At 74.8% G+C, this 23,134-nt stretch carries 21 protein-coding genes; 2 read left to right on the top strand and 19 right to left on the bottom strand.

Features of this window, described 5'->3' with window-relative positions; all coding sequences use genetic code 11:
- Nucleotides 1-34: 34 nt before the first annotated feature.
- Both GGQ55_RS20285 and GGQ55_RS20280 read right to left on the bottom strand, forming a co-directional pair.
- The gene (locus tag GGQ55_RS20285) at nt 35-1,546 is read right to left on the bottom strand and encodes a potassium/proton antiporter (protein ID WP_179719839.1); all 1,512 of its coding nucleotides are present in this window, start codon (nt 1,544-1,546) and stop codon (nt 35-37) included.
- 58 nt (nt 1,547-1,604) lie between these two features.
- Complete coding sequence (locus GGQ55_RS20280; protein ID WP_179719837.1) at nt 1,605-1,781, bottom strand: hypothetical protein; 177 nt, start codon at nt 1,779-1,781, stop codon at nt 1,605-1,607.
- 49 nt (nt 1,782-1,830) lie between these two features.
- Between GGQ55_RS20280 and ileS the strand changes: the two genes are divergently transcribed.
- Both ileS and GGQ55_RS20270 read left to right on the top strand, forming a co-directional pair.
- Complete coding sequence (gene ileS / locus GGQ55_RS20275) at nt 1,831-4,983, top strand: isoleucine--tRNA ligase (protein ID WP_366489823.1); 3,153 nt, start codon at nt 1,831-1,833, stop codon at nt 4,981-4,983.
- A gap of 79 nt (nt 4,984-5,062) precedes the next feature.
- Entirely contained in the window at nt 5,063-5,464 is a 402-nt protein-coding gene (locus GGQ55_RS20270; RefSeq protein WP_179719833.1) for a hypothetical protein, read from the top strand.
- A gap of 9 nt (nt 5,465-5,473) precedes the next feature.
- On the opposite strand, the gene GGQ55_RS20265 is transcribed toward GGQ55_RS20270, so the two are convergent.
- From GGQ55_RS20265 to GGQ55_RS20185, 17 genes are all read right to left on the bottom strand, one after another.
- Nucleotides 5,474-6,064 (bottom strand): hypothetical protein, encoded by a 591-nt coding sequence (locus GGQ55_RS20265; protein ID WP_179719831.1) that lies wholly within the window; start codon nt 6,062-6,064, stop codon nt 5,474-5,476.
- A gap of 90 nt (nt 6,065-6,154) precedes the next feature.
- The gene (gene wag31, locus GGQ55_RS20260; RefSeq protein WP_179719829.1) at nt 6,155-6,892 is read right to left on the bottom strand and encodes a DivIVA-like cell division protein Wag31; all 738 of its coding nucleotides are present in this window, start codon (nt 6,890-6,892) and stop codon (nt 6,155-6,157) included.
- A 100-nt stretch (nt 6,893-6,992) separates the two neighbouring features.
- A complete protein-coding gene (locus GGQ55_RS20255) occupies nt 6,993-7,283 on the bottom strand; it encodes a YggT family protein (RefSeq protein WP_179719827.1) in 291 nt (96 codons plus the stop codon).
- Between the two features lie 57 nt (nt 7,284-7,340).
- Nucleotides 7,341-8,081 (bottom strand): cell division protein SepF, encoded by a 741-nt coding sequence (locus GGQ55_RS27965; protein WP_179719825.1) that lies wholly within the window; start codon nt 8,079-8,081, stop codon nt 7,341-7,343.
- Nucleotides 8,082-8,146: 65 nt separating this feature from the next.
- The gene (locus GGQ55_RS20245) at nt 8,147-8,953 is read right to left on the bottom strand and encodes a YggS family pyridoxal phosphate-dependent enzyme (RefSeq protein ID WP_179719823.1); all 807 of its coding nucleotides are present in this window, start codon (nt 8,951-8,953) and stop codon (nt 8,147-8,149) included.
- Nucleotides 8,950-9,681 (bottom strand): peptidoglycan editing factor PgeF, encoded by a 732-nt coding sequence (pgeF, locus tag GGQ55_RS20240; protein ID WP_218859359.1) that lies wholly within the window; start codon nt 9,679-9,681, stop codon nt 8,950-8,952. The genes GGQ55_RS20245 and pgeF overlap by 4 nt, the downstream gene beginning before the upstream one ends.
- A gap of 72 nt (nt 9,682-9,753) precedes the next feature.
- On the bottom strand, nt 9,754-11,061 hold the full coding sequence (gene ftsZ, locus GGQ55_RS20235) for a cell division protein FtsZ (RefSeq protein ID WP_179719821.1): 1,308 nt from the start codon (nt 11,059-11,061) through the stop codon (nt 9,754-9,756).
- Between the two features lie 331 nt (nt 11,062-11,392).
- Nucleotides 11,393-11,974 (bottom strand): peroxidase-related enzyme, encoded by a 582-nt coding sequence (locus GGQ55_RS20230; protein WP_179719819.1) that lies wholly within the window; start codon nt 11,972-11,974, stop codon nt 11,393-11,395.
- A gap of 41 nt (nt 11,975-12,015) precedes the next feature.
- Entirely contained in the window at nt 12,016-12,813 is a 798-nt protein-coding gene (locus GGQ55_RS20225) for a methyltransferase domain-containing protein (RefSeq protein WP_218859358.1), read from the bottom strand.
- A gap of 70 nt (nt 12,814-12,883) precedes the next feature.
- Nucleotides 12,884-13,684 (bottom strand): cell division protein FtsQ/DivIB, encoded by an 801-nt coding sequence (locus GGQ55_RS20220; protein WP_179719817.1) that lies wholly within the window; start codon nt 13,682-13,684, stop codon nt 12,884-12,886.
- On the bottom strand, nt 13,681-15,108 hold the full coding sequence (murC, locus tag GGQ55_RS20215; protein WP_179719815.1) for a UDP-N-acetylmuramate--L-alanine ligase: 1,428 nt from the start codon (nt 15,106-15,108) through the stop codon (nt 13,681-13,683). The genes GGQ55_RS20220 and murC overlap by 4 nt, the downstream gene beginning before the upstream one ends.
- Nucleotides 15,101-16,195 carry an undecaprenyldiphospho-muramoylpentapeptide beta-N-acetylglucosaminyltransferase gene (murG, locus tag GGQ55_RS20210; protein ID WP_179719813.1) on the bottom strand — a complete coding sequence of 365 codons (1,095 nt, stop codon included), beginning with the start codon at nt 16,193-16,195 and terminating at the stop codon, nt 15,101-15,103. The genes murC and murG overlap by 8 nt, the downstream gene beginning before the upstream one ends.
- Nucleotides 16,192-17,655 (bottom strand): putative lipid II flippase FtsW, encoded by a 1,464-nt coding sequence (gene ftsW, locus GGQ55_RS20205; protein WP_179719811.1) that lies wholly within the window; start codon nt 17,653-17,655, stop codon nt 16,192-16,194. The genes murG and ftsW overlap by 4 nt, the downstream gene beginning before the upstream one ends.
- Before the next feature lie 6 nt (nt 17,656-17,661).
- On the bottom strand, nt 17,662-19,065 hold the full coding sequence (gene murD, locus GGQ55_RS20200) for a UDP-N-acetylmuramoyl-L-alanine--D-glutamate ligase (RefSeq protein WP_366489818.1): 1,404 nt from the start codon (nt 19,063-19,065) through the stop codon (nt 17,662-17,664).
- Nucleotides 19,062-20,138 carry a phospho-N-acetylmuramoyl-pentapeptide-transferase gene (gene mraY / locus GGQ55_RS20195; RefSeq protein ID WP_179719809.1) on the bottom strand — a complete coding sequence of 359 codons (1,077 nt, stop codon included), beginning with the start codon at nt 20,136-20,138 and terminating at the stop codon, nt 19,062-19,064. Before mraY ends, murD begins: the two co-directional genes overlap by 4 nt.
- Complete coding sequence (locus GGQ55_RS20190) at nt 20,135-21,508, bottom strand: UDP-N-acetylmuramoyl-tripeptide--D-alanyl-D-alanine ligase (protein ID WP_179719807.1); 1,374 nt, start codon at nt 21,506-21,508, stop codon at nt 20,135-20,137. Before GGQ55_RS20190 ends, mraY begins: the two co-directional genes overlap by 4 nt.
- On the bottom strand, nt 21,505-23,046 hold the full coding sequence (locus tag GGQ55_RS20185) for a UDP-N-acetylmuramoyl-L-alanyl-D-glutamate--2,6-diaminopimelate ligase (RefSeq protein WP_179719806.1): 1,542 nt from the start codon (nt 23,044-23,046) through the stop codon (nt 21,505-21,507). Before GGQ55_RS20185 ends, GGQ55_RS20190 begins: the two co-directional genes overlap by 4 nt.
- Nucleotides 23,047-23,134: the final 88 nt, after the last annotated feature.

Below are 23,134 nucleotides of genomic sequence, written 5' to 3'. Positions count from 1 at the left end.
TACCAGGCCGAGATCCGACACGCACGGAATCGATTCAGTCCTGCTCCCCCGCCGCGCCCGATTCACCGCGCCAGGCGGCCAGCCGGCCGGCTCGGCTGACGGCCCGCAGCCGCCGCTCGGCCTGGGCCCGGGAGCGCCGCGCGGAGACCAGCAGCGCCTGGTCCCCGCGCATCAGCCGGGTGGTCTCGTCCGGGACGAAGGACCTGCCGTCGCGCACGATGAGCACCACCGCGGAGTCCTCGGGCAGCCGCAGCTCCGGCAGGTACACGCCGTGCAGCCGCGACCCGGGCGGGATGGTCATCTGCATGAGGTCGGCGTCGAGCTCCTCCAGCGGCGCGGACTCCACGTGGACCTCGCGCGGGGCCACCGGCGTAGCGATGCCCAGCCGCCGCGCCACCCAGGGCAGCGAGCCGCCCTGGATGAGGGTGAAGACGACGACCAGCACGAACACGGTGTCGAAGACGAAGGTCGCCCCGGGCACGTCGGCGGTCAGCGGGAAGGTGGCCAGGACGATGGGGACGGCGCCGCGCAGGCCCGCCCAGGAGATGAAGGCCTGCTGCGCCCACGGCACCCGGAACCAGGCGAGGCTGGCCACGACCGACAGCGGCCGGGCGACCAGCAGCAGGACCCCGCCCACGACCAGGGCCGGCCCGACCGCACCGGGCAGCCGCTCGGGGCTGACGAGCAGGCCGAGCATGACGAACAGCCCGATCTGGGCCAGCGAGGCCATCCCCTCGGCGAACCCGAGGGTGGCCGTGCGGTGCGGCAGCGGCGCGTTGCCCAGCACCAGCCCGCACAGGTACACCGCCACGAAGCCGGAGGTGTGCAGCAGCGAGGTGGTGGAGAACGCCAGGACGCAGAGCGCCAGCGTGGCCAGCGGGTAGAAGCCGGACAGCGGCAGCGCGACCCGCCGGAGAAGGGCGGCGCCGCCCACCCCGATGAGCAGCCCGATGACCGAGCCCCCGAGCAGTTCCCCCACGATCTCCAGGCCGGTGAGCCACCACGGCGCGGTCTGCGCGCCGGCGAGCCGGTCGGCGAAGACGACGACGAGCAGGATCACCGGCGCGTCGTTGAGCCCGCTCTCCGCCTCCAGCGACGCCGCGATCCGCCGCGGCAGCGGCAGCCGGCGCAGGGTGGCGAACACCGCCGCGGCGTCGGTCGAGCTGATGACGGCGGCGAGCAGCAGCGCGAGCACCCACGGCAGGTCGAGCAGCCACGCCGTGACCGCGGCGGTGACCACGACGCTGACCGCCACCCCGATCGTGGCGAGCGACAGGCCCGGGCCGATCGCCCTGCGCACGTCGGCCCAGCGGGTGGTCAGGCCACCTTCGGCCAGGATCACCACCAGGGCCGCCACACCGAGGGTCTGGGTCAGCGAGACGTCCTCGAACTCGACGCCCAGGCCGCTCTCCCCCAGCGCGACCCCGAACGCCAGGTAGAGCAGAAGGCTGGGCAGCCCGAGCCGGTCGGCGACACGCAGCGCCACCGCGGCCACGAGGATGACCAGGGCGCCGATGGCCAGGGCAGCGGTGACCGTGGGATTCACCGTCGGCCCCCGCTCATGCGCCGCAGTCTCCCGTACTGCTGTTACGGGGCGGCAACCGTCAGCCGCTCAGCGCGCCCGCCCAGCGCCAGTCGCCCTCCGGCCCGAGGAACTCGACCCGCTGGACGTCGTCCTCCGGCTCCTCGGACTCGGCCCACGCGAGCGCGTCGGCGTGGCTGGCGAACTCCTCCTCGGCGACCACGTCGCCCATCGCGTCGAGGAAGCGGTAGCGGGTCATGGCGGAAGGCTTGCACGAAGTCGGTTGTCGGCTCAGGGACAATGGACCCGTGAGTGCTCCCCGCGCGTCCGGCCCCTTCACGGCCCTGCCCCCGCAGGTCGACCTGCCCGCCCTCGAGCAGGAGATCCTGCAGCGCTGGGAGGACGGCAAGGTCTTCGCCCGGACGCTGGAGAACTCAGCGGGCAAGCCGCAGTGGACCTTCTACGAGGGCCCGCCCACGGCGAACGGTCGTCCGGGCACGCACCACATCGAGGCGCGGGCGTTCAAGGACGTCTTCCCGCGGTTCAAGACCATGCAGGGGTGGCACGTTCCCCGGCGGGCCGGCTGGGACTGCCACGGGCTCCCGGTGGAGATCGCCGTCGAGCAGGAGCTGGGCTTCGCGGGCAAGCCGGACATCGAGCGCTACGGCATCGCCGAGTTCAACGAGCGCTGCCGGGAGTCCGTCGTCCGCCACGTCGACGCCTTCTCCGACCTGACCCGGCGGATGGGCTACTGGGTCGACCTGTCCACCGCGTACTGGACGATGGACCCGGCCTACATCGAGAGCGTCTGGTGGTCGCTCAAGCAGGTGCACGCGAAGGGCCTGCTGGTCGAGGACCACCGGGTCGCCCCCTACTGCCCGCGCTGCGGCACCGGGCTGTCCGACCACGAGGTCGCCCAGGGCTACGAGTCCATCACCGACCCGTCGGTGTACGTGCGGCTGCCGGTCATCGACGGGGAGTGGGCCGGCAAGGCCGACCTGCTCATCTGGACGACGACGCCGTGGACGCTGCCGAGCAACACCGCCGTCGCCGTCCACCCCGACGTGACCTACGTGGTCGCGCGGAACGAGGCCGGCACGTTCGTCGTCGCCGAGCCGCTGCTGACCGCGGTGCTCGGCGATGACGCCGAGGTGCTGGCCCGCACCACCGGCCGCGACTGGGCCGGCGTGCACTACCGGCGGCCGTTCGACCTGGTCGAGTTCCCCGACGGCGACTCGCACTACGTCGTCCTCGCCGACTACGTGACCACCGAGGACGGCACCGGCCTGGTGCACCAGGCGCCCGCGTTCGGCGCCGACGACCTCGCCGTCGGCCGGGCCCACGGCCTGCCGGTGGTGAACCCGATCGACCCGTCCGGGCACTTCCTGCCCGAGGTCGGCCTGGTCGGCGGCCACTTCTTCAAGTCGGCCGATCCCCGGCTGGTCGAGGACCTGGCGCAGCGCGGCATCCTGTTCCGGGAGCAGCGCTACGAGCACAGCTATCCGCACTGCTGGCGCTGCCACACGCCGCTCATGTACTACGCGCAGCCGTCCTGGTACATCCGCACCAGCGCGATCAAGGACCAGCTGCTGGCCGAGAACGCGAAGACGCACTGGCACCCCGAGACCATCCAGTGGGGCCGCTACGGCGACTGGCTGCGCAACAACATCGACTGGGCGCTCTCGCGCGACCGCTACTGGGGCACGCCGTTGCCGATCTGGCGCAACGACGAGGACCCCTCCCGCATGGTGGTCGTCGAGTCCCTCGCCGAGCTGTCGGAGCTGACCGGCCGCGACCTGTCCGACCTCGACCCGCACCGGCCGTTCATCGACGAGGTCACCTTCACCGTGCCCGGCGAGGAGGGCACCTACCGGCGCGTGCCGCAGGTGATCGACGCCTGGTACGACTCGGGGTCGATGCCGTTCGCCCAGTGGGGCGCGCCGCACCGCAACCGCGAGGAGTTCGAGGCCGCCTACCCCGCGCAGTTCATCTGCGAGGCGATCGACCAGACCCGCGGCTGGTTCTACTCGCTCATGGCGGTGGGCACCGTCGTCTTCGACCGCAGCTCGTACGAGAACGTGCTGTGCCTGGGCCACATCCTCGCCGAGGACGGCCGCAAGATGAGCAAGCACCTGGGCAACATCCTCGAGCCGATCCCGCTGATGGACCGGCACGGCGCCGACGCCGTCCGCTGGTTCATGCTCGCCGGCGGCTCGCCGTGGTCGGCCCGCCGGGTCGGCCACGAGACGCTGTCCGAGGTGGTCCGCAAGGTCCTGCTGACCTACTGGAACACCGCCAGCTTCTTCACGCTCTACGCGGAGACCAACGGCTGGGACCCGGCGCCGGCCCCCGCCCCGGCGCCGGCCGAGCGGCCGCTGCTGGACCGCTGGGCGCTGGCCGAGCTGGCCCGGGTGACCGCCGAGGTGACCGACGCGCTGGAGGACTTCGACACCCAGGGCGCCGGCCGGCTGCTCGCGCAGTTCGTCGACGACCTGTCCAACTGGTACGTGCGCCGCTCGCGGCGCCGGTTCTGGGACGGCGACCCGGCCGCGCTCGCCACCCTCCACGAGGTGCTCGACGTCCTCACCCGCCTGATGGCGCCGTTCACGCCGTTCGTGACCGAGGAGGTGTGGGCGCGGGCCGTCGCGCCGGGCCTCGCGGACGCTGTGGACTCGGTGCACCTCGCGTCGTGGCCGACGGTCGACGAGGCGGCGCGCGACGAGCGGCTGGTCGAGCAGGTGGCGCTGGTCCGCCGGCTGGTCGAGCTGGGCCGCGCCGCCCGCACGTCGGCGAAGGTGCGCACCCGCCAGCCGCTGGCGCAGGCGCTGGTCGCCGCCCCGCGCTGGACCTCGCTGCCGCGCGACCTGGTCGCCGAGGTGGCCGACGAGCTCAACGTCGCCGAGCTGGTCGAGCTCTCCTCGGTGGAGGGGGGCCTGGTCGACGTCGCCGTCAAGGTCGACTTCCGCGCGGTGGGCCGCCGGCTGGGCAAGCAGGTGCAGGCGGTGGCCAAGGCGGTCGCCGCGGCCGACCCGGCCGCGCTGGTCGCCGCCTACCGGGCGGGGACGGCGTCGGTCGAGGTCGACGGCGCCGCGGTGCCGCTCGAGGACGGCGACCTGGTGATCACCGAGACGCCGCGCGAGGGCTGGACGGTGGCCAGCGGCGGCGGGCTGACCGTGGCGCTGGACCTGACGCTGACGCCGGAGCTGGAGCGGGCCGGGCGCGCCCGCGAGGCGATCCGGCTGGTCCAGGAGGCCCGCAAGGCCGCCGGGCTGGAGGTCAGCGACCGGATCGAGCTGTGGTGGACCGCCGAGGGCCCCATGGCCGAGGCGCTCACCGAGCAGGCCGAGCAGCTGGCCGGTGAGGTGCTGGCGGTCGCCGTCCACGCCGGTGAGACCGGCCCCGGCGCCGCGGTCGACGGCCCCGAGGGCTCCCGCTTCTGGCTGGCCCGCAAGGACTCCTGACCCGAACCCTGACCCGAGGCCCGTCCGCAGGCGTACCGTCGCGGCCATCTGCGGTCGCGACGTGCACCGGACGGACAGCATGCTCGGTTCTCTGCTGTACCTGGGGCTCATCACTGGTGGGCTGGTCGCCGCCTTCGCCGCCATCGACCTCCTGTGCCGGTGGTTCAGCGGCCAGCTGGAGATGGAGCGGTCCGCACGCCGGCGGGCCCGCCCGCCGACCGAGCCGCCGCACCGGCCGATCGAGCAGGTCGCGGCCGACCTGCACCGGCTCTCCGGGCAGCTCGCCCGGGTTCCGGCCGGCGCACCGCAGGCCCGGCGCAGCGGCCTGCAGGCGGCCTACGACGACGTCCTCATCGAGGCCGCCCTGCTGCTGGAGGTGCCGCACAGCCTGACGGGGCTGCCTCCGGGCAACGCCCGCGCCGCCGAGCGACGGCGGATGGAGATCAGCCTCGCCGCGGCGGGGCTGCGGCCGATCTTCTGAGCACCCCCGTCAGGAGGTGCGACCGGCCCGCCGGGCGCGCTCGCGCTCGGCCATCGTGCGGTCGGGCGAGCAGACGCCGCAGGGCGTGAAGCCGTCGGTGCGCGCCTCGTCGAGCGGCAGCGGGATCGCCTCGTGCCCGACGAGCCGGGGGCACTCGGCGACGTGGTAGCGCGGGTGCTCGTCGAGGACGAAGACGTCGTCCTTGAGGTCGACGACGAGCAGCAGGTCGGTGACCTCGACCTCCTCGACCGGCGGCTCCCCCTCGTCGGCGGGACCTGCCACCGCGGCCACTGCGGCCTCCGACGGCTCGACCGCCGCGGCCGCGACCGGCGCGGGCTCGGCCGCCGGCTCCTCGCGCCCCGGTGCCGCCGCGCTCTCCTCGCCGGCCTCGGCCGCGGGCACCTCCCGGGTCGCGGCGGACTTCCGCGGGGCGGCGGGGGCGGCCGCGGCGGACATCCCGCGCCGGGAGAGCACGAGCAGCACGGCGGCGAGGGCGCAGACGACCACCGTCGCCCAGTAGAGGAGCGTCGTCCCCGTGGCGAGCCCGGCCACGAACAGGCCGAGCCCCACCAGCACGAGCAGACCTGCAGCCAAGATCACGTGAGCACCTTAACGGCGAGGAACGAGAGCGGCCCCCGGACACCAGGTCCGGGGGCCGCTCTGAAGACGCAGGCCGTCAGGCTTGGCCCATCAAGCAGACGCGTGCTGGGTCTGCCGGGCGTTGATCGCCGGCTCGGCGGAACCGCGGCTGTCGAGCTCGCGCAGCTGCGACTCGAGGTAGGACCGGAAGCGCGTCCGGTACTCCCGCTCGAAGGTGCGCAGCTCCTCGACCTTGCGCTCGAGGCTGGTGCGCTTGCCCTCCAGGGAGCTGATCACCTCGGTGTGCCGGCGCTCGGCGTCCTGCTCCAGGGCGGCGGCCTTGGCGCGGGCCTCCCGCTCCATGGTCTCGGCGCGGGTGCGGGCGTCGGTGACCATCGAGTCGGCGCGGTGCTTGGCCTCGCTGACCATCTGCTCGCTCTTGGCGCGCGCGTCGGTCATGAGCCGCTCGCTGTTGGTCTTGGCGCTGACCAGCATCTGCTCGGCCTGGGTCTTGGCCTCGTTGACGTACCGGTCGGCCGTCTCGGTGGCCAGCGCCAGCATCCGCGATGCGCGGGCGCTGTCGTCCTCGCGCGGCGCGGCCTGCACCGGCGGCGGCGGGGGTGCCTGGACGGCGGGCGCGGGCGGCGCCACCACCGGCTCGGGGCGCTCCTCCGCGCGCGGGGCGCGGCCGTTGCCGGCCCGGAGCTCGTTGTTCTCCTCGATCAGGCGGGCCAGCTCGCCCTCCACCACGTCGAGGAAGGCGTCGACCTCGTCCTCGTCGTAGCCGCGCTTGCCGATCGGCGGCTTCTTGAAGACGACGTTGTGCACGTCGGCAGGCGTCAGTGGCATCGGGTCACCTCGGGTCGGACGGCGGGAACAGGGACGTTCTCGGGCGAGCGGCGGTGGACCACGCCCCCAGTGCGGCCTGCGCCCCTGAGCAGAACTGCGCTCACAGAGCGAGATTCTGGGCGATGTTGCGAAGGATGATGACGGCGATCAACAAGACCATAAACCCGAGGTCCAACCGGACCGACCCCAGGTTCAGGGGCGGGATCACCTTGCGGACGGCTTTCAGCGGCGGGTCCGTCGTCGTGTAGACGACCTCCAGCCCCGCCGCGACCAGGCCCTGAGGCCGCCAGCTGCGTGCGAGGACCATCACCCAGTCGACGACGAACCGGGCGAAGAGCAGCACGAGGAAGACGAGCAGCACCCAGTCGACGATCTGCCAGAAGAGAGCCACGGTCCTCGCTCGTTCGGGGCACCTCTCGTGCCGGGCTGTCTGTCCTCTCGTTCGCCGTCAGGACTGGTTGAAGAACCCGCCTTCGCGGATCCGCGCCTTGTCCTCGGCGGTCACGTCGACGTCCCTGGGGCTGAGCAGGAACACCTTGTTCGTGACGCGCTCGATACTACCGCGCAGACCGAAGATGAGACCCGCGGCGAAGTCGACCAGTCGCTTGGCGTCGGCATCGGCCAGCTCGGTGAGGTTCATGATGACCGCGCCGCCCTCGCGGAAGCGCTCGCCGATCTGGCGCGCCTCGTTGTACGTGCGCGGGTGCACGGTGGTGATCCGGTACGGCTCCTTGGGCGCCGGGGCGGGCTCGGCCTCGGCCGTCACCGGCTCGCGGACGGCGAGACCGGCCGCACCGGCCCCCGACGTCGTCCCACCGAGGCTGCCGCCCAGGCGGGCGGGGGTCGCCGAGGTGGCCGACGGCGCCAGGCCCAGCGGGCGCGCGGCCGGACGCCGGGGTGCCGCGGGCTCGGGCTCGCGGGCCTCGGGCACCTCCTCGGCCTCGACGTCGTCGGCGTAGCCGGCGCCGAACCGGTCGCGGGAGGAGGGGTAGCGCTCGTCGCCGTAGGACTCGTCGGCGAAGCCGTCGTCGACGTAGTCGGTGGCGTAGCGGCTGTCCTCGTACCGGCCGTAGCGGCGTTCGGAGTCGGGGTGCTCGGACTGACGGGCGTCATAGCGGCCGTAGGCCCGCGCGTCGTCGTCCTCGACGAGCCCGAGATAGATCCCCATCTTCCGCATGGCTCCGGCCATCGGACCTCCCCCTCTACTGGTGTCCTCAGCGTCGCGGTCGTTCGTCAACTTCGTCCAACGAGCACTCACACGCCTGGGTCGTCCGTGGCCCGTGTTGCTGGTGTGACTCGTGTGGTCGGGATCCCCCGATCCTCCGAGGAATGTAGGGCGCGCGCGCCGAAGATCGCGGTTCCGACACGCACGAGCGTCGCGCCGGCTGCGATCGCCTGCTCGAGGTCGCCGCTCATCCCGGCGGAGAGCTCCACGGCACCGGGGTGGTCGGCGCGGATCCGCTCGGCGAGGGCCGCCAGCCGGGCGAAGGCGGGCGCCGGGTCCTCGTCGCGCGGGGCCACCGCCATCAGCCCCCGGAGCCGCAGCGCGTCCAGCCCGGCGATCGCGTCGGCCAGGGCCGGCACGTCGGCGGGCGCCGCCCCGCCCCGGGCGGCCTCCTCCCCCGCCGGCCCGCCGAGGTCGACCTGCACGAGGACGTCGAGGCGGCGCCCGGCGGACTCCGCCGCCCGGGCCAGCATGCCGGCCAGGGAGGTGCGGTCGACCGAGTGGACGACGGCGCCGAGCCGGGCGACCGCGGCGGCCTTGTTGCGCTGCAGCTGCCCGATCGCGTGCCAGCTCAGCGGGAGGTCGGTCAGCTCGCCGGCCTTGCCGAGCAGCTCCTGCACGCGGTTCTCGCCGAAGTCGACCTGCCCGAGCGCGGCCACGGCGCGCACCGCCCCGGCCGGCCACGTCTTGCTCACCGCGATCAGCCGCACGGAGGACGGGTCGCGGCCGGCGGCGCGAGCGGCCGCGGCGATCCGGTCGTGGACGGCGGTGAGGTTCTCCTCGAACGGCGACGCGGGCACGACGGCGATCCTCGCAGCCGCCCCCGCGGTGCTCATGACAGCCAGACGACCCCCGCCTGACGGCCGGTGACGCCGTCGCGGCGGTGGGAGAAGAGGAAGCGGTCCTCGACGGTGCAGCGCGGGTCGTGCACCACCTGGCCGACCCCGGCGCGGCCGAGCTGCTCGGCCACCCCGGCGCGCAGGTCCAGCCCCGGCGTCCCGGACCGGGTGCGGACGGCGGCGCTCGGGACCACCCGCGCGACCTCGGCCTGCATCTCGCGGGGCACCTCGTAGCAGGCACCGCACACGGCGGGCCCGAGCAGCGCGGTGACGTTGCGCGGCCGGGCGCCCAGGCGGCCCATCGCGGCCAGCGCCGCCGGCACCACCTTCTGCCGCACCCCCTCGCGGCCGGCGTGCACCGCGGCGACCACGCCCGCCTCGGCGTCGCTGAGCAGCACCGGCACGCAGTCGGCGACCAGCACGCAGAGGACGAGGCCGGGCGTCGTCGTCACGAGGGCGTCGACGTCGGGCACCGGGGCCTCCTGCGGCCCGTCGACGACGGCGACGCCGTTGCCGTGCACCTGCGTCATCCAGACCAGCCGGTCGCCCGCGACGCCGAGCTCGCGGGCCAGCCGCTCCCGGTTGGCCGCGACGTCCGCCGGGGCGTCCCCGACGTGCGCACCGAGGTTGAACGAGTCGTACGGAGACGCCGACCGGCCGCCCCGCCGATCGGTGACGACCCGGCGGGGCCGCACCGCCGACGAGGCGGCCGGGACGGAACTCATGTACTGAACCTAACTGTCGGCCCCCTTCCAGGGGCCCGCCCTGAGCCTGCGGAGGGTGGGGAGGGGGTCCTTCTAGTTGCGGAGGAACTCCGGGATGTCGAGCTCCTCCTCGAAGTCCTCGCTGGACAGCGGCCGCCGGCTGCCTCCGCTGCCCGAGATCGGCGGCAGCGGCGGCACGGTGATCGGCGAGCCGTTCGACGGGACGGCGGGGCGCGACCCGGCCGGGGACGACGGCGGCACCGGAGGCGGCGTCACCGACCCGGACGGCGCCGCACCGACCAGCCGCTCCCCCGTCGCCGTGGGGCCCGCGACGGGGACGGCGGGGGTCACCGGCGGGACCGGCGAGCGGTGCGGCAGGCCGGGTGTGAACGCACCGGCCGCTGAGGTGCCCGGGGCCACGTGGGCGACACCGGCGTCCTTGCGGCTGCTCGGCCGGCCGCCGTCGAACCCGGCGGCGATGACGGTGACCCGCACCTCGTCGCCCAGGGCGTCGTCGATGACCGCACCGAAGATGATGTTGGCGTCGGAGTGGGCGGCGTCGGAGACCAGCGAGGCGGCCTCGTTGATCTCGAACAGACCGAGGTCCGACCCGCCGGAGATCGACAGCAGCACCCCGTGGGCGCCCTCCATCGAGGCCTCCAGCAGCGGGCTGGCGATCGCCTGCTCCGCGGCGAGCAGGGCACGGTTGTCCCCGCGCGCGCTGCCGATGCCCATCAGCGCCGAGCCGGCCCCGGACATGACCGACTTGACGTCGGCGAAGTCCAGGTTGATCAGGCCCGGCGTGGTGATCAGGTCGGTGATGCCCTGGACACCGGACAGCAGCACCTGGTCGGCCGTGCGGAAGGCGTCCATGACGCTGACGTTCCGGTCGCCCAGCTGCAGCAGCCGGTCGTTCGGGATCACGATGAGCGTGTCGCACTCGTTGCGCAGCTCCTCGATGCCCGACTCGGCCTGCACCGCGCGCCGCTTGCCCTCGAAGGCGAACGGGCGGGTGACGACGCCGATGGTCAGCGCGCCGAGCTTTCGGGCGATCGAGGCCACGACGGGCGCGCCACCGGTGCCGGTGCCGCCACCCTCCCCCGCGGTGACGAAGACCATGTCGGCGCCCTTGAGCACCTCCTCGATCTCCTCGCGGTGGTCCTCGGCGGCCTGCCGGCCGACGTCGGGCTGCGCGCCCGCGCCGAGGCCGCGGGTCAGCTCGCGGCCGACGTCGAGCTTCACGTCGGCATCGCTCATCAGCAGCGCCTGGGCGTCGGTGTTGATCGCGATGAACTCGACCCCCTTGAGGCCGACCTCGATCATCCGGTTGACCGCGTTCACCCCACCGCCGCCGATGCCGACGACCTTGATGACCGCTAGGTAGTTGTGCGGAGGTGTCATGCGGCGCTCCAACCCGTCCCTCAACCTCGAGTACAGCCTTACAGTTATGTCAACTCGGTCGACGGAGAGGAAGTTAGGCAGGCCATCGGGGCGGCACAAACACCCTCGGTGGACCGGCGTGTCGGCCGGCCGCGTTCTCACCAATCTCTGAGGACCCGTTCGTCACAAGAGCATCACGAAGTGTGACGACCCGCCCTCGAAACGTCTCACGGGCGGCTGCAGACCGTGCCGTACGTCTCCCCGCAGACTGTTTCGTCCACCGGGCGTGTCGCGCGTGTCGAGCGTGTCGGCTGCGACGGGTGTGACCAACCCTCGACCCCGACCTGCGGATTCAGGCATTCGGCAGCCGTCCGAGGAGGAAGAACTCCTCGTTCGGCGGGATCGCCGCCCAGTGCGCCAGCCGGTTCGACAGCGCGAAGAACGCCACGATCGCGCCGACGTCCCAGACGTCGTCCTCGGTGAGCCCCTGCTCGCGCAGCCGGTCGAGGTCGGCGGCGCTCACCGCCGCCGGCTCCACGGCCAGCCGCACGGCCACCTCGAGGACGGCGTGCATCCGCGGCGACAGCGGCGCCTTGCGCCAGTCGACGGCGACCTGGTCGGCGAGGTAGGGGTCGCGGGTGCGGATCCGCGCGATGGCGCCGTGCGCGACGACGCAGTAGAGGCAGTCGTTGGCCGCGCTGGTGGCCACCACGATCAGCTCCCTGTCGCCCTTGGACAGCCCCGGCGTCTCCTTGTCCATGAGGGCGTCGTGGTAGGCGAAGAACGCGGCCGCCTCGGCCGGGCGCCAGGCCAGCGCGCCGAAGACGTGGGGCAGGAACCCGGAGCGCTCCTCGACGGCGGCGTAGCGCTCGCGGAGGTCGTCGGGCAGGTCGGCGGTGGGGACGACGGGGAACCGGCTGATCGGCGCGCTCATCGGCCCATGCTGCGCCGGCGTGCGGGAGCGGTCCAGCCGGGTCAGGACGGCGCGCGCCGGCCCCACGCGGAGACCAGCGGCGCGGTGGCGAGGTCCACCTCTGCGGTCGAGGCGAGCTCGAGGTACCGGTCCACCTCGGCGGCGGTCACGTCCCCGCGCTCGACGAGCGCGTCGCGGACCTGCCGGACGTTGGCCGCCTCGAGCACCGCCACGGCGGGCACCGCGAGCGGGAAGTAGGCGTCGGCCCGCACCTCCGTGAGGCCGGCCTCCCGCAGCAGCCGGGGCAGCTTCCGGCCGAGCTCGGTGTCGGCGCCGCGGTCGACCAGGAGCTGCCGGAAGGCGGCCTTGACCGCGTTCGCCAACCGGTGGTCCGACGTGACGGCGTCCGGGCAGATGAGCGGCTGCAGGCTGACGTCGTAGTCCTCCACCAGCAACCACCCACCGGGCCGCAGCGCGGAGATCATCCGGCGCAGCGCCTCCTCGCGCGCCGGCAGGTGGAGCAGCACCAGCCGCGCGTGGACGAGGTCGAACCCGCCGTCCGGCGGGTCGTCGGTGACCACGTCGTGGCGGGCCACCTCGACCGAGGGTCCGGTCCGGCCGTCGAGCCAGCGGGTGTCCAGGTCGGTGGCCAGGACCCGGCCTCCGGGACGCACGCGGTCGGCGAGGCCGTCGGGCACCGAGGGGCCGCCCGCGCCGACCTCCCAGCACCGCCCGCCCGGCCCGATCCCCAGCGCGTCGACGTGCCGGAAGGTGACCGGGTCGAAGAGCGCCGACAGGGCGCCGAAGCGGTCGACCGCCTGCCGCGCCTGGTTGTCCAACAGGTACTCGTGCGAGGACACGGGCGGCTCCTGCCCTTCCGGCGTCTCCCGGCGGAGGTGCCGGCGCGCGGAGTGTCCACCCGCTGGACGGTTAGCGGAGCACCACCGCGTCCGGAGCGCTGACGTCGATGGTGTGCGCCGGGTCGAGCGTGCCGGCCGCGATCTGCGCGATCAGCGCCGTGAGCACCCGGCCCTTGGCCTCGCTGTCGGCGCCGTCGCCCCAGAGCACCGTCGTCCCGTCGGTCAGGGTGAGCGTGACGTCCTCGGCGGTCGTCGCCGTGGCCGAGACCACGTCGGCGCGCACGGTGCGCGGCAGGCTGGCCAGCGCCGCCAGGCCCGCCTCGGTCGCGCGGTCCCCCGCCGCCGGGTGCCGGACGTCGAGCGGCACCACGCCGGCCGGCGGGTTCCCGGTGATCGTGTCGAACAGCACGCCCTCGTCGTCGACCAGGTAGCGCTGGCCCTCGGACTGGACGACGGCGATCGGCACCCGCTCGGTCACGGTGATCACCACGCTGGACGGCCAGCCGCGCGCCACCTGCACGGAGCTGATATGCGGCAGCCGGGCCACCCGGTCCCGGGCGGCGTCGGTGTCGACCCGCAGCAGCGGGGTGCCCGTGCGGACCCCGGCGGCGTCGCGCACCTCGTCGGCGGACAGCGACACCGCACCGCCGTCCTGGATGCCGTCGACCTGGACGGACCGGACGGACAGCAGCGGGCTGGCCCACAGCGCCCAGGCGATCGTGGCGACGACCGGCACGACGAGGGCCAGCCGCAGCCGCTTGTGCCGGCGGCTGTGCTCGCGCCGGCGGTTGCGCGCGGGAGCCGGCCGCTCGCGGCGCACGCTCTGCGGGGCGCCGGCGCGGTCGCGCGTGGTCGTGCCCGTGCGGCTCACGATGCCGAGGTCTCCCCCGCGCGGCGCAGGGCCTCCAGCACCTCCGGCCCGACCATCGAGACGTCGCCGGCGCCCATGGTCATGACCAGGTCGCCGGGGCGTGCGCGGGCGGCCAGCGCGGGCGCCGCGGCCGACCACGACGGCTCGAACAGCACCCGCTCAGGGGGCAGCGGCACGGCGTCGGCGACCATCGCACCGGTCACGCCGGGCACCGGGTCCTCGCGGGCGCCGTAGACGTCCATCACCACGACCTCGTCGGCCAGGCCGAGCGCGTCGCCGAAGCCGTCGGCGAACTCGCGGGTCCGGCTGTAGAGGTGCGGCTGGAAGGCGACGACGAGCCGGCCGTCGCCGGCCACCGCCCGGGCCGCGGCCAGCTGCGCGCGCACCTCGGTCGGGTGGTGGGCGTAGTCGTCGTAGACGCGCACGCCGCCGACCACGCCCTTGAGCTCGAAGCGCCGGTGCACGCCGCCGAAGCGGCCCAGGCCCTCGATCAGCCCCTCGACCGGCAGCCCCAGCTCCAGCCCGGCCAGCAGGGCGGCGGCGCTGTTGCGCGCCATGTGCTCGCCCGGCACCCGGATCTCCACCCGGCCCAGCTCGGTGCCGTCCAGCACGGCGGTGTAGCTCGCGCCGTTCCCGCCGACGGCGACGTCCACCAGGCGCAGGTCGGCCGCCGCGGCGGTGCCGTAGGTGCGCACCCGCGCCTTGACCGGGACGTCGGCCAGCCGTGCGGCGCCGGGGTCGTCGAGGCAGAGGACGACGAACCCCTCGGGGTCGATGGTCTGCAGGAACCGGTCGAACGCCGCCTCCACCGCCGCGAGGTCGCCGTAGTTGTCGAGGTGGTCGGCCTCGACGTTGGTGACGATTCCCGCGAAGGGGGCCAGCACCAGGAACGAGCGGTCGCTCTCGTCGGCCTCGGCCACGAAGACGTCGCCCTCGCCGGCGTGGGCGTTGCTGCCGGACTCGTTGAGGGTGCCGCCGATCGCGAACGAGGGGTCGGCACCGCAGGCCTGCACCGCGACCGTGAGCATCGAGGTGGTCGACGTCTTGCCGTGGGTGCCGGCGACGGCGACGCTGCGCCGTCCGGCCATCACCGCGGCCAGCGCGACCGCCCGTGGCAGCACGCGCAGCCCGCGTTCGCGCGCCGCCGCGAGCTCGGGGTTGTCGGGGCGGATCGCCGTGGAGACGACGACCGTGTCGGCGGCGCCGAGGTTCGCCGCGTCGTGGCCGACCTCCACCCGCGCGCCGAGCGCCCGCAGGGCCAGCAGCGTCGGGGTGTCGCGGCGGTCGCTGCCGGAGACCGGGACGCCGCGGGCCAGCAGGATCCGCGCAATCCCGCTCATGCCGGCCCCGCCGATCCCGACGAAGTGCACCGCCCCGAGCTCGTCCGGCGTCGGCACCGGCTCGGTCCAGGTGACCTCAGCCACGGGCCACCTCCAGCACGATCTCGGCCAGCTTCTCGTCGGCGTCCCGCGCCCCGGCGGCCTTGGCGTGCGCCGCGAAGCCGGCCAGCCGGTCGGCGTCGGTGAGCAGCGGCACCACGTGCTGCTCGATCCACGCCGGGCTCAGGTCGGCGTCCTCCACGAGCAGGCCGCCGCCGGCGTCGACCAGCGGCTGGGCGTTGCGGCGCTGCTCGCCGTTGCCGATCGGCAGCGGGACGAACGCGGCCGGCAAGCCGACGGCGGCCACCTCGGCGACGGTCACCGCGCCCGAGCGGCACAGGGCGAGGTCGGCGGCGGCGTAGGCGAGGTCCATGCGGTCCAGGTAGTCGACCACGACGTAGGGCGCTTCGCCCGCCGGGCGGGCCGGCACCTCGACGTCGGTGTTCTTCGGCCCGCGGGCGTGCAGCACCTGCACCCCGGCGGCGGTGAGCGCGTCGGCGGCGCCGACGGCGGCCCGGTTGAGCGAGGCGGCGCCCTGCGAGCCGCCGAAGACCAGCAGGGTCGGCCGGTCGGCGTCCAGGTCGAACTCCGCCCGGGCCTCGGCGCGGCGGGCGGCGCGGTCCAGGCCGCTGATGGCGCCGCGCAGCGGCATGCCGACCACCTCGGCGTGCCGCAGCGGTGTCCCGGGCGCGGTGACCGCCACCCGCGCGGCGAGCCGGGCGCCGATGCGGTTGGCCAGGCCGGGCAGCGCGTTCTGCTCGTGGACCACGACCGGTACGTGTGCCCGCCGGGCAGCGAGGTACGCGGGCAGCGCGACGTAGCCGCCGAAGCCGACGACGACGTCGGCGTCGAGCTCGCGCAGCAGCGCCGCGGTCTGCCGGACCGCGCCGACGACCCGGCCGGGCACCTTGAGCAGGTCGAGGGTGGGCTTGCGCGGGAGCGGGACCGGCGGGATCAGCCGCAGGTCGTAGCCCCGCGCGGGGACGATCCGGGTCTCCATGCCGCGGGCGGTACCCAGGCAGGTGATCGTCAGGTCATCGTCGCGGCGGCGCAGGGCGTCGGCCAGCGCCAGCATGGGCTCGATGTGGCCGCCCGTGCCGCCGCCGGCGAGCGCGATCGACAGCGGGCTCATCCGGGCCGCCCCGGCCGGCGGGTGGCCGCCTCGGACACGCGGGAGCCGACGGGACGGCGCGGGACGCCGCGCTCCCGCTCCTCGAGCGGCGGGCGGCGGCGCGGCGGCGTGCTGCGCCGCGGCGTGCGCTCCGCTCCCCCACCGGGCACCCGGGCGACCGTCCGGCCGCTGCCCGGCCGCCGGCGCGAGCGCACCGGGTCGACCGCGTGCGCGGGCACCGGCAGCAGCCAGCGCGAGAGCCGGCTGCGGCGACGGTTCTGCTGCGCCTCGATCGCGGCCGGTTCGGACAGCGCGAATCGGGCGAGCACCCCGACGATGAACAAGGTCAGCACGAGCGAGGTGCCCCCGGCCGAGACCAGGGGCAGCGTGACGCCGGTGACCGGCAGCAGACCCACCACGTACCCCATGTTCATGGTCGCCTGGCCGACCAGCCACGTGGTGATCGCGATGCTGGCCAGCTGGACGAACCGGTCGGCCGAGCGGCGGGCGATGCGGAACCCGACGTAGGCCAGCACGCCGTAGAGGGCGACGACGACGAGGCAGCCGAGGAAACCGAGCTCCTCGCCGATGATCGCGAAGATGTAGTCGGACTCCCCGTACGGCAGCAGGCCCCACTTCATCCGGCTGTTGCCGAGGCCGACGCCGGAGAAGCCCCCGGTCGCGAGGGCGTACAGCCCGCGGACCGCCTGGTAGCCGGTGTTGGAGGCGTCGGCGAACGGGTCGAGGAACGAGGTGAACCGGGCCAGCCGGTAGGGGGCGACGGCGATCAGCGACACGATGCCGATCGCCGCGACGGCGCCCAGACCCAGCCAGACCTTGAGCCGGGCGCCGCCGGCCCAGAGCAGCGCGACGAGGATGACGAAGAACGTCACCACGCCCCCGAGATCCGGCTCGGCGAGCAGCAGCACCGCGATGAGCAGGAACGCCGGGATGATCGGCAGCAGCAGCGACTTCGTGGTCAGGTACCGGTCGCGGGTGGCCAGCATGTGCGCGCCCCACAGGGCGAAGGCCAGCTTCGCGGGCTCCGACGGCTGGAAGTGGGCGATCGTGAAGTCGAACCACTGCCGGGCGCCGTTGAGCTGGACGCCGAAGACGAGGACGGCGAGCAGCAGCACGAGCATCGCGACCATGAACCAGCCCGACCACCGGCGCAGGAACCCGACCGGCAGCCGCAGCGCGAGCACCAGCGCCACGGCGCCGATGGCCGCCCAGACCAGCTGCTGGACGCCGGGCGCCCAGGCCGGCTCGTGGGACAGGGCGGCCTTGACCGAGGAGGCGGAGAACACCATGACCAGGCCGATCGCCAGCAGCAGACCGGCCGCGCCCAGCACGAGGGTGCAGCTGACCATGGGCCCGTCCAGCCAGTCGGGGCCCTGCAGCCGGCGCACGCGGTAGCGGCGCGCGGCGGGGCGGTCCGACACCGAGCCGGTGTCGTGGCGGGTGGTGGTGCCGGCGGTCATCCGGGGCTAACCCAGCTCGCGCACCGCGTCGGCGAAGGCGCGCCCGCGGTGGGCGTAGTCGGTGAACACGTCCATGGAGGCGGCGGCCGGGGCCATGAGCACCGTGTCGCCGGGCCGGGCCAGCCGGGCGGCCTCGGTCACCACCTGCCGCATCGTCTGCTCAGCGGTGGTCCCCATCCCCTCATCGTCGCCGCTCGGCACCTCGACGACCGGCACCGACGGGGCGTGTCGCGCGAGGGATGCGGCCAGCTGCGCCCGGTCGCGGCCGAGCAGGACGACGCCGGCCAGCCGCGGCGCGACCGCCTCGACCAGCGGATCGACGTCGGCGCCCTTGAGCAGCCCGCCCGCGATCCAGACCACGCGGGGGTAGGCGGCGAGCGAGGCGCCGGCGGCGTGCGGGTTGGTCGCCTTGCTGTCGTCGACGTAGTCGACCCCGTCGACCGTGGCCACCAGGACGTTGCGGTGGGCGCCGCCGCGGAAGCCGGCCAGCCCCGCGGCGATCGCGGTGGCCGGGATCCCGGCGGCCCGGGCCAGCGCCGCCGCGGCCAGCGCGTTGACGGTGTTGTGCGGGCCGCTGACCTGCAACGCGCCGGCCTCGAGCAGCACCTCCCCCGCCGGGTCGTCGGCGAACGCGCGGTCGACCAGCGCGCCGTCCCGCACACCGAGCTGGCCGGGCGCCGGCTCGCCCAGGGTGACCGTCACCGGCCGGGGCGCGCCGGCCACCAGCGCGGCGGCGACCTCGTCGGAGGCGTCGGCCACCGCCACCTCGGCCCCGCGCAGGATGCGCGCCTTGGCGTCGCGGTAGGCGGCGAAGCTGCCGTGCCAGTCGGTGTGGTCGTCAGCGATGTTGAGCACCGCGGCGGCCTGCGGGGCCAGCGTGCTCGACCAGTGCAGCTGGAAGCTGGAGAGCTCGACGGCGACCGCGTCGTAGGCCGGGGCGCCGTCCGCCCCCGTCTCGGTGACCACCTCGACCAGCGGGCGGCCGACGTTGCCCGCGGCCACCGCCCGCCGCCCGCCGGCGAGCAGGATCGCCTCGAGCATGGTGACCGTCGTCGTCTTGCCGTTGGTGCCGGTGACCGCCAACCACGGGGCGGCCGGCTCGGCCCGGAGCCGCCAGGCGAGCTCGGGCTCGCCGAGCACCTCGATGCCGCGGCGGGCGGCGTCCACCAGCAGCGGGGCGTCGGGGCGCCAGCCCGGCGAGGTGACCACCAGCTCGACGTCCGCCGGCACCTCGGCGAGCGGGCCGAGCCACTCGGCACCGGACTCCAGCAACGCGTCGACGGCCGACGGGCGAGCGGCGTCGGCGAGCAGCACCCGCGCGCCGCGCTCGAGCAGCACGCGCGCGGCCGCGGCCCCGGACACGCCGAGGCCGGCGACCAGCACGGTCCGGCCGGACAGCTGCACGTTCACAGCCCCGCGAACGAGAGCCAGTCGGTGTAGAACAGCCCGATCCCGAACGCCACGGCCATGCCGGTGACCAGCCAGAACCGCACGATCACGGTGTTCTCGGTCCAGCCGGCCAGCTCGAAGTGGTGGTGCAGCGGTGCCATCCGGAAGACCCGGCGTCTGGTCGCCCGGAAGAAGGCCACCTGGATCACCACCGACAGGGTGACCGCGACGAACAGCCCACCGAGGACGACGAGCAGCAGCTCGGTGCGGGTGACGATCGCCAGGCCGGACATCAGGCCGCCGAGGGCCAGCGAGCCGGTGTCGCCCATGAAGATCCGCGCCGGGCTGGTGTTCCACCACAGGAAGCCCAGGCAGGCACCGAGCGCCGCCGCGGCGACGAGGGTGACGTCGAGCGGGTCGCGCACCAGGTAGCAGCCGTCGATCGGCTTGAGCGCGCAGTCGTGGGTGAACTGCCAGAACGAGATGAACACGTACGCGGCGAACACCATCGCCGAGCACCCGGACGCCAGACCGTCGAGGCCGTCGGTCAGGTTCACCGCGTTGGAGAAACCGGCGATGAACAGGTAGGCGAGGATCACGAACCCGACCGCGCCGAGGCCCATCGGCGCGATGTCGCGCACGAAGGAGACGCTGGTCGAGGCCGGCGTCTGGCCGCCGCTCTCGAAGTTCAGCGCCAGGACGGCGAAGGTCACCCCGACCACGAGCTGCCCGACCAGCTTCGCCGTCTTGTTCAGCCCGAGGCTGCGGCGGTGCCGGATCTTCAGGTAGTCGTCGAGGAAGCCGACGGTGCCGAGCCCCACCATGAGGAAGAGCAGCAGCACGCCGGTGGCGGTGAACCCGCGGCCGGGCTGGCTGACGAGCAGCAGGTGGGCGATCACGTAGCCGCCGACGGTCGCCGCGACGATCACCGTGCCGCCCATCGTGGGCGTGCCCTTCTTCGACAGATGGCTCTCGGGGCCGTCGTCGCGGATCTCCTGCCCCAGCCCCTTCTGGCGGAAGGCGCGGATGGCCAGCGGCGTGAGCAGGATCGAGATGATCAGGCCGAAGCCGCTGGCGAAGAGGACGGATTTCACGCGCCCGCCCCCAGCAGGTCCTCGGCGAGGCGCTCCAGCCCGTAGCTGCGGCTGGCCTTCACCAGGACGACGTCGCCGGGCCGGAGCAGCTCCGACAGCAGCGCGCGGGCGGCAGCCCGGTCCGGCACGTGCACCGACTCCTCTCCTGGCCGCCGTCCGGCGGCCGCTGCCCCGCTCGCTATGCCTACCGCATCGGCCCCGACGGCGACGACGAGGTCCACCCCGGCGGCCGCCGCGTCGCGGCCGAGCCGCTCGTGCTCGGCACCGCCGCCGGGGCCCAGCTCGGCCATCGCGCCGAGGACGGCGATCCGCCGCTCCCCCGGCAGGGCCGTCAGCGCGGCGAGGGCGGCCCGCATCGACTCGGGGTTGGCGTTGTAGGCGTCGTTGACCACGGTGACGCCGTCCGGACGTCGGCCGACCTCCATGCGCCACCGGCTGCGCGGCTCGGCCGCCGACAGGGCCGTGGCGACCGCGGCGGGCGACAGGCCCGCGGCCAGCGCCGCGCCCGCGGCGGACAGCGCGTTGGCGACCTGGTGCTCGCCGACCACGCGGAGGGCGACGTCCTGCTCCTCGCCGCCAGCGTGCAGCGTGAACCGCGCGCGGCCGGACTCGTCCAGCCGGACCCCGGTGGCCCGGACGTCCGCGGGCTCGCGGATGCCGGTCGTGACGACGCGGGCGGCGGTGCGCGGGGCCATGCCGATCACCCGCGGGTCGTCGGCGTTGAGGACGGCGGTGCCGTTCTCCGGAAGCGCCTCGACCAGCTCGCCCTTCGCCTGGGCGATGACCTCCGCAGAGCCGAACTCACCGAGGTGGGCCGAGCCGACGTTGAGCACGACGCCGATGTCCGGCCGCGCGATGCCGCAGAGCCGGGCGATGTGGCCGGGGCCGCGGGCGCCCATCTCGAGCACGAGGAACCGGGTGTCCTCGTCGGCGGAGAGCACGGTCAGCGGCAGGCCGATGTCGTTGTTGTACGAGCCGGGCGGGCTGACCGTCGGGCCCGCGGCGGCGAGCACCTGGCCGAGCAGGTCCTTGGTCGAGGTCTTGCCCGAGGAGCCGGTGATGCCGACCGTGGTGACGGCGAGCCGGGCGTGGACGGCGGCGGCGAGCCGGCCGAGCGCGGCCACCGGGTCGTCGACGACGACGGTGGGCAGCGCGTCGTCCGGACGGGTCGAGAGGGCCGCGGCCGCACCGGCCTGCGCCGCGACGGCCACGAAGTCGGCGCCGTCCACGCGCTCCCCCGGCAGCGCGACGAACAGGTCGCCGGCGCCGACGGTGCGGGAGTCGACCGTGACCGCGCCGGTGATCTCGGCGTCCCCGGTGCGGGTGCCGCCGACGGCGTCCGCGACCTCGGCGAGGGAGAGCCGGATCATGCCGTCGTCCCGGCAGCGAGCGTGCCGAGCGCCTCGCGCAGCACCTCGCGGTCGTCGAAGTGGGTGACCACCCCGGCCACCTCCTGGCCGGTCTCGTGGCCCTTGCCGGCGACCAGCACGGTGTCGCCCGGGCGGGCCAGGCCGACGGCGGCGGTGATCGCGGCGCGGCGGTCGCCGATCTCGAGCACCTCGGCGCGGTGGTGCGCGGGGACGCCGGCCAGCATGGCGGCACGGATCGCGGCGGGGTCCTCGGAGCGCGGGTTGTCGTCGGTCACGACCAGGACATCGCTGCCGAGGGCCGCAGCGGTCCCCATCGCGGCGCGTTTTCCGGGATCGCGGTCGCCGCCGCAGCCGAGGACGGTGATCAGCCGGCCGGTCGTGGCGTTCCTCAGGGCCTCCAGCGCCGTCCGGACGGCGTCGGGCGTGTGCGCGTAGTCGACGACGGCGACGAACGGCTGACCGGCGTCGACCGGCTCCATGCGCCCGGGCACGACGGTCTCGGCGATGCCCGCGAGGGCGGCCTCGACCGGGACGCCGACCGCGTCGAGCAGCGCGACGGCCAGGACGGCGTTGGCGACGTTGAACGCGCCGGGCAGCCGCAGCCGGGCCGGCCAGCTGCGCCCGCCGGTGCCGTGCAGGGTGAAGGCCGATCCGCCGTCGGCGGCCGGGGCGACGTCGGTGGCGCGCCAGTCGGCGTCCGCGCCCGTGCCCGAGACGGTGACCGTGCCGTTCGTCACCAGCCGGCGGCCGTGGGCGTCGTCGACGTCGACGACCTCGACGGCGGCGCGGCCGTCGAAGAGCAGTGCCTTGGCCTGGAAGTACTCCTCCAGCGTGCCGTGGAAGTCGAGGTGGTCCTGGCTGAGGTTGGTGAACCCGGCGGCGGCGAAGCGCAGGCCGCCGACCCGGCCCTGGGCGAGGGCGTGGCTGGAGACCTCCATGACCACGGCGGAGACCCCGGCCTCCTCCATGGTGGCCAGCAGCGCGTGCAGCACCGGGGCCTCGGGCGTGGTGCGCGCGCTGGGCCAGGTGGTCGGCACGCCGTCGCGGCCCCGGGTGCGGGTCTGCACGGTGCCGATGAGCCCGGTGGTGCGCCCGGCGGCGGCGAACCCGGCCTCGACCAGGTAGCTCGTCGTCGTCTTGCCGTTGGTGCCGGTGATGCCGACGACGGTCAGCCGGCTGCCCGGGTCGCCGTAGACGCGGGCGGCGACGTCCCCGAGCACGGCCCGCGGGTCGTCGACGACGCACACCGGCAGGCCGCCGGCGGGCACCTGCTCCTGGCCCGTCGGGTCGGTGAGGACGGCGACCGCGCCGCGCTCGACCGCGTCGGGCAGGTAGCGCACGCCGTGGGTCTTCGAGCCGGGCAGCGCGGCGTACAGGTCGCCGGGCCGCACCTCGGTGGAGGCCAGCGTGACGCCGCGGACCGCCGTCCCGTCCGCGGATCCGCCGACGGGCCGGCCGATGAGGTCGGCCAGCTCGGCGAGCGGCAGCGGTCGGTTCCCCGCAGGTCGGGGCGTCGACCCGGGGGCGGTCGGGATCACGGGGCTCCAATCTACCGGCGCACCCGCTCGGACCCGCGCACCCGCGGAGGTCCGCGCGCCCACCTGCGGCGGAGCTCTCGGGCGGACT

This window comes from Petropleomorpha daqingensis, from assembly GCF_013408985.1.
Lineage (GTDB): Bacteria > Actinomycetota > Actinomycetes > Mycobacteriales > Geodermatophilaceae > Petropleomorpha > Petropleomorpha daqingensis.
Note: the sequence above shows the minus strand (reverse complement) of the source record. Positions and strands in the feature narration are given on the sequence as shown.

What these genes read in the sequence shown, in the direction of transcription:
- GGQ55_RS20280 (WP_179719837.1), bottom strand. Translation starts at nt 1,781, where the DNA reads ATGACCCGCTACCGCTTCCTCGACGCGATGGGCGACGTGGTCGCCGAG.
- GGQ55_RS20270 (WP_179719833.1), top strand. Translation starts at nt 5,063, where the DNA reads ATGCTCGGTTCTCTGCTGTACCTGGGGCTCATCACTGGTGGGCTGGTC.
- wag31 (WP_179719829.1), bottom strand. Translation starts at nt 6,892, where the DNA reads ATGCCACTGACGCCTGCCGACGTGCACAACGTCGTCTTCAAGAAGCCG.
- GGQ55_RS27965 (WP_179719825.1), bottom strand. Translation starts at nt 8,081, where the DNA reads ATGGCCGGAGCCATGCGGAAGATGGGGATCTATCTCGGGCTCGTCGAG.
- GGQ55_RS20245 (WP_179719823.1), bottom strand. Translation starts at nt 8,953, where the DNA reads ATGAGCACCGCGGGGGCGGCTGCGAGGATCGCCGTCGTGCCCGCGTCG.
- pgeF (WP_218859359.1), bottom strand. Translation starts at nt 9,681, where the DNA reads ATGAGTTCCGTCCCGGCCGCCTCGTCGGCGGTGCGGCCCCGCCGGGTC.
- ftsZ (WP_179719821.1), bottom strand. Translation starts at nt 11,061, where the DNA reads ATGACACCTCCGCACAACTACCTAGCGGTCATCAAGGTCGTCGGCATC.
- GGQ55_RS20230 (WP_179719819.1), bottom strand. Translation starts at nt 11,974, where the DNA reads ATGAGCGCGCCGATCAGCCGGTTCCCCGTCGTCCCCACCGCCGACCTG.
- murG (WP_179719813.1), bottom strand. Translation starts at nt 16,195, where the DNA reads ATGAGCCCGCTGTCGATCGCGCTCGCCGGCGGCGGCACGGGCGGCCAC.
- ftsW (WP_179719811.1), bottom strand. Translation starts at nt 17,655, where the DNA reads ATGACCGCCGGCACCACCACCCGCCACGACACCGGCTCGGTGTCGGAC.
- GGQ55_RS20190 (WP_179719807.1), bottom strand. Translation starts at nt 21,508, where the DNA reads ATGATCCGGCTCTCCCTCGCCGAGGTCGCGGACGCCGTCGGCGGCACC.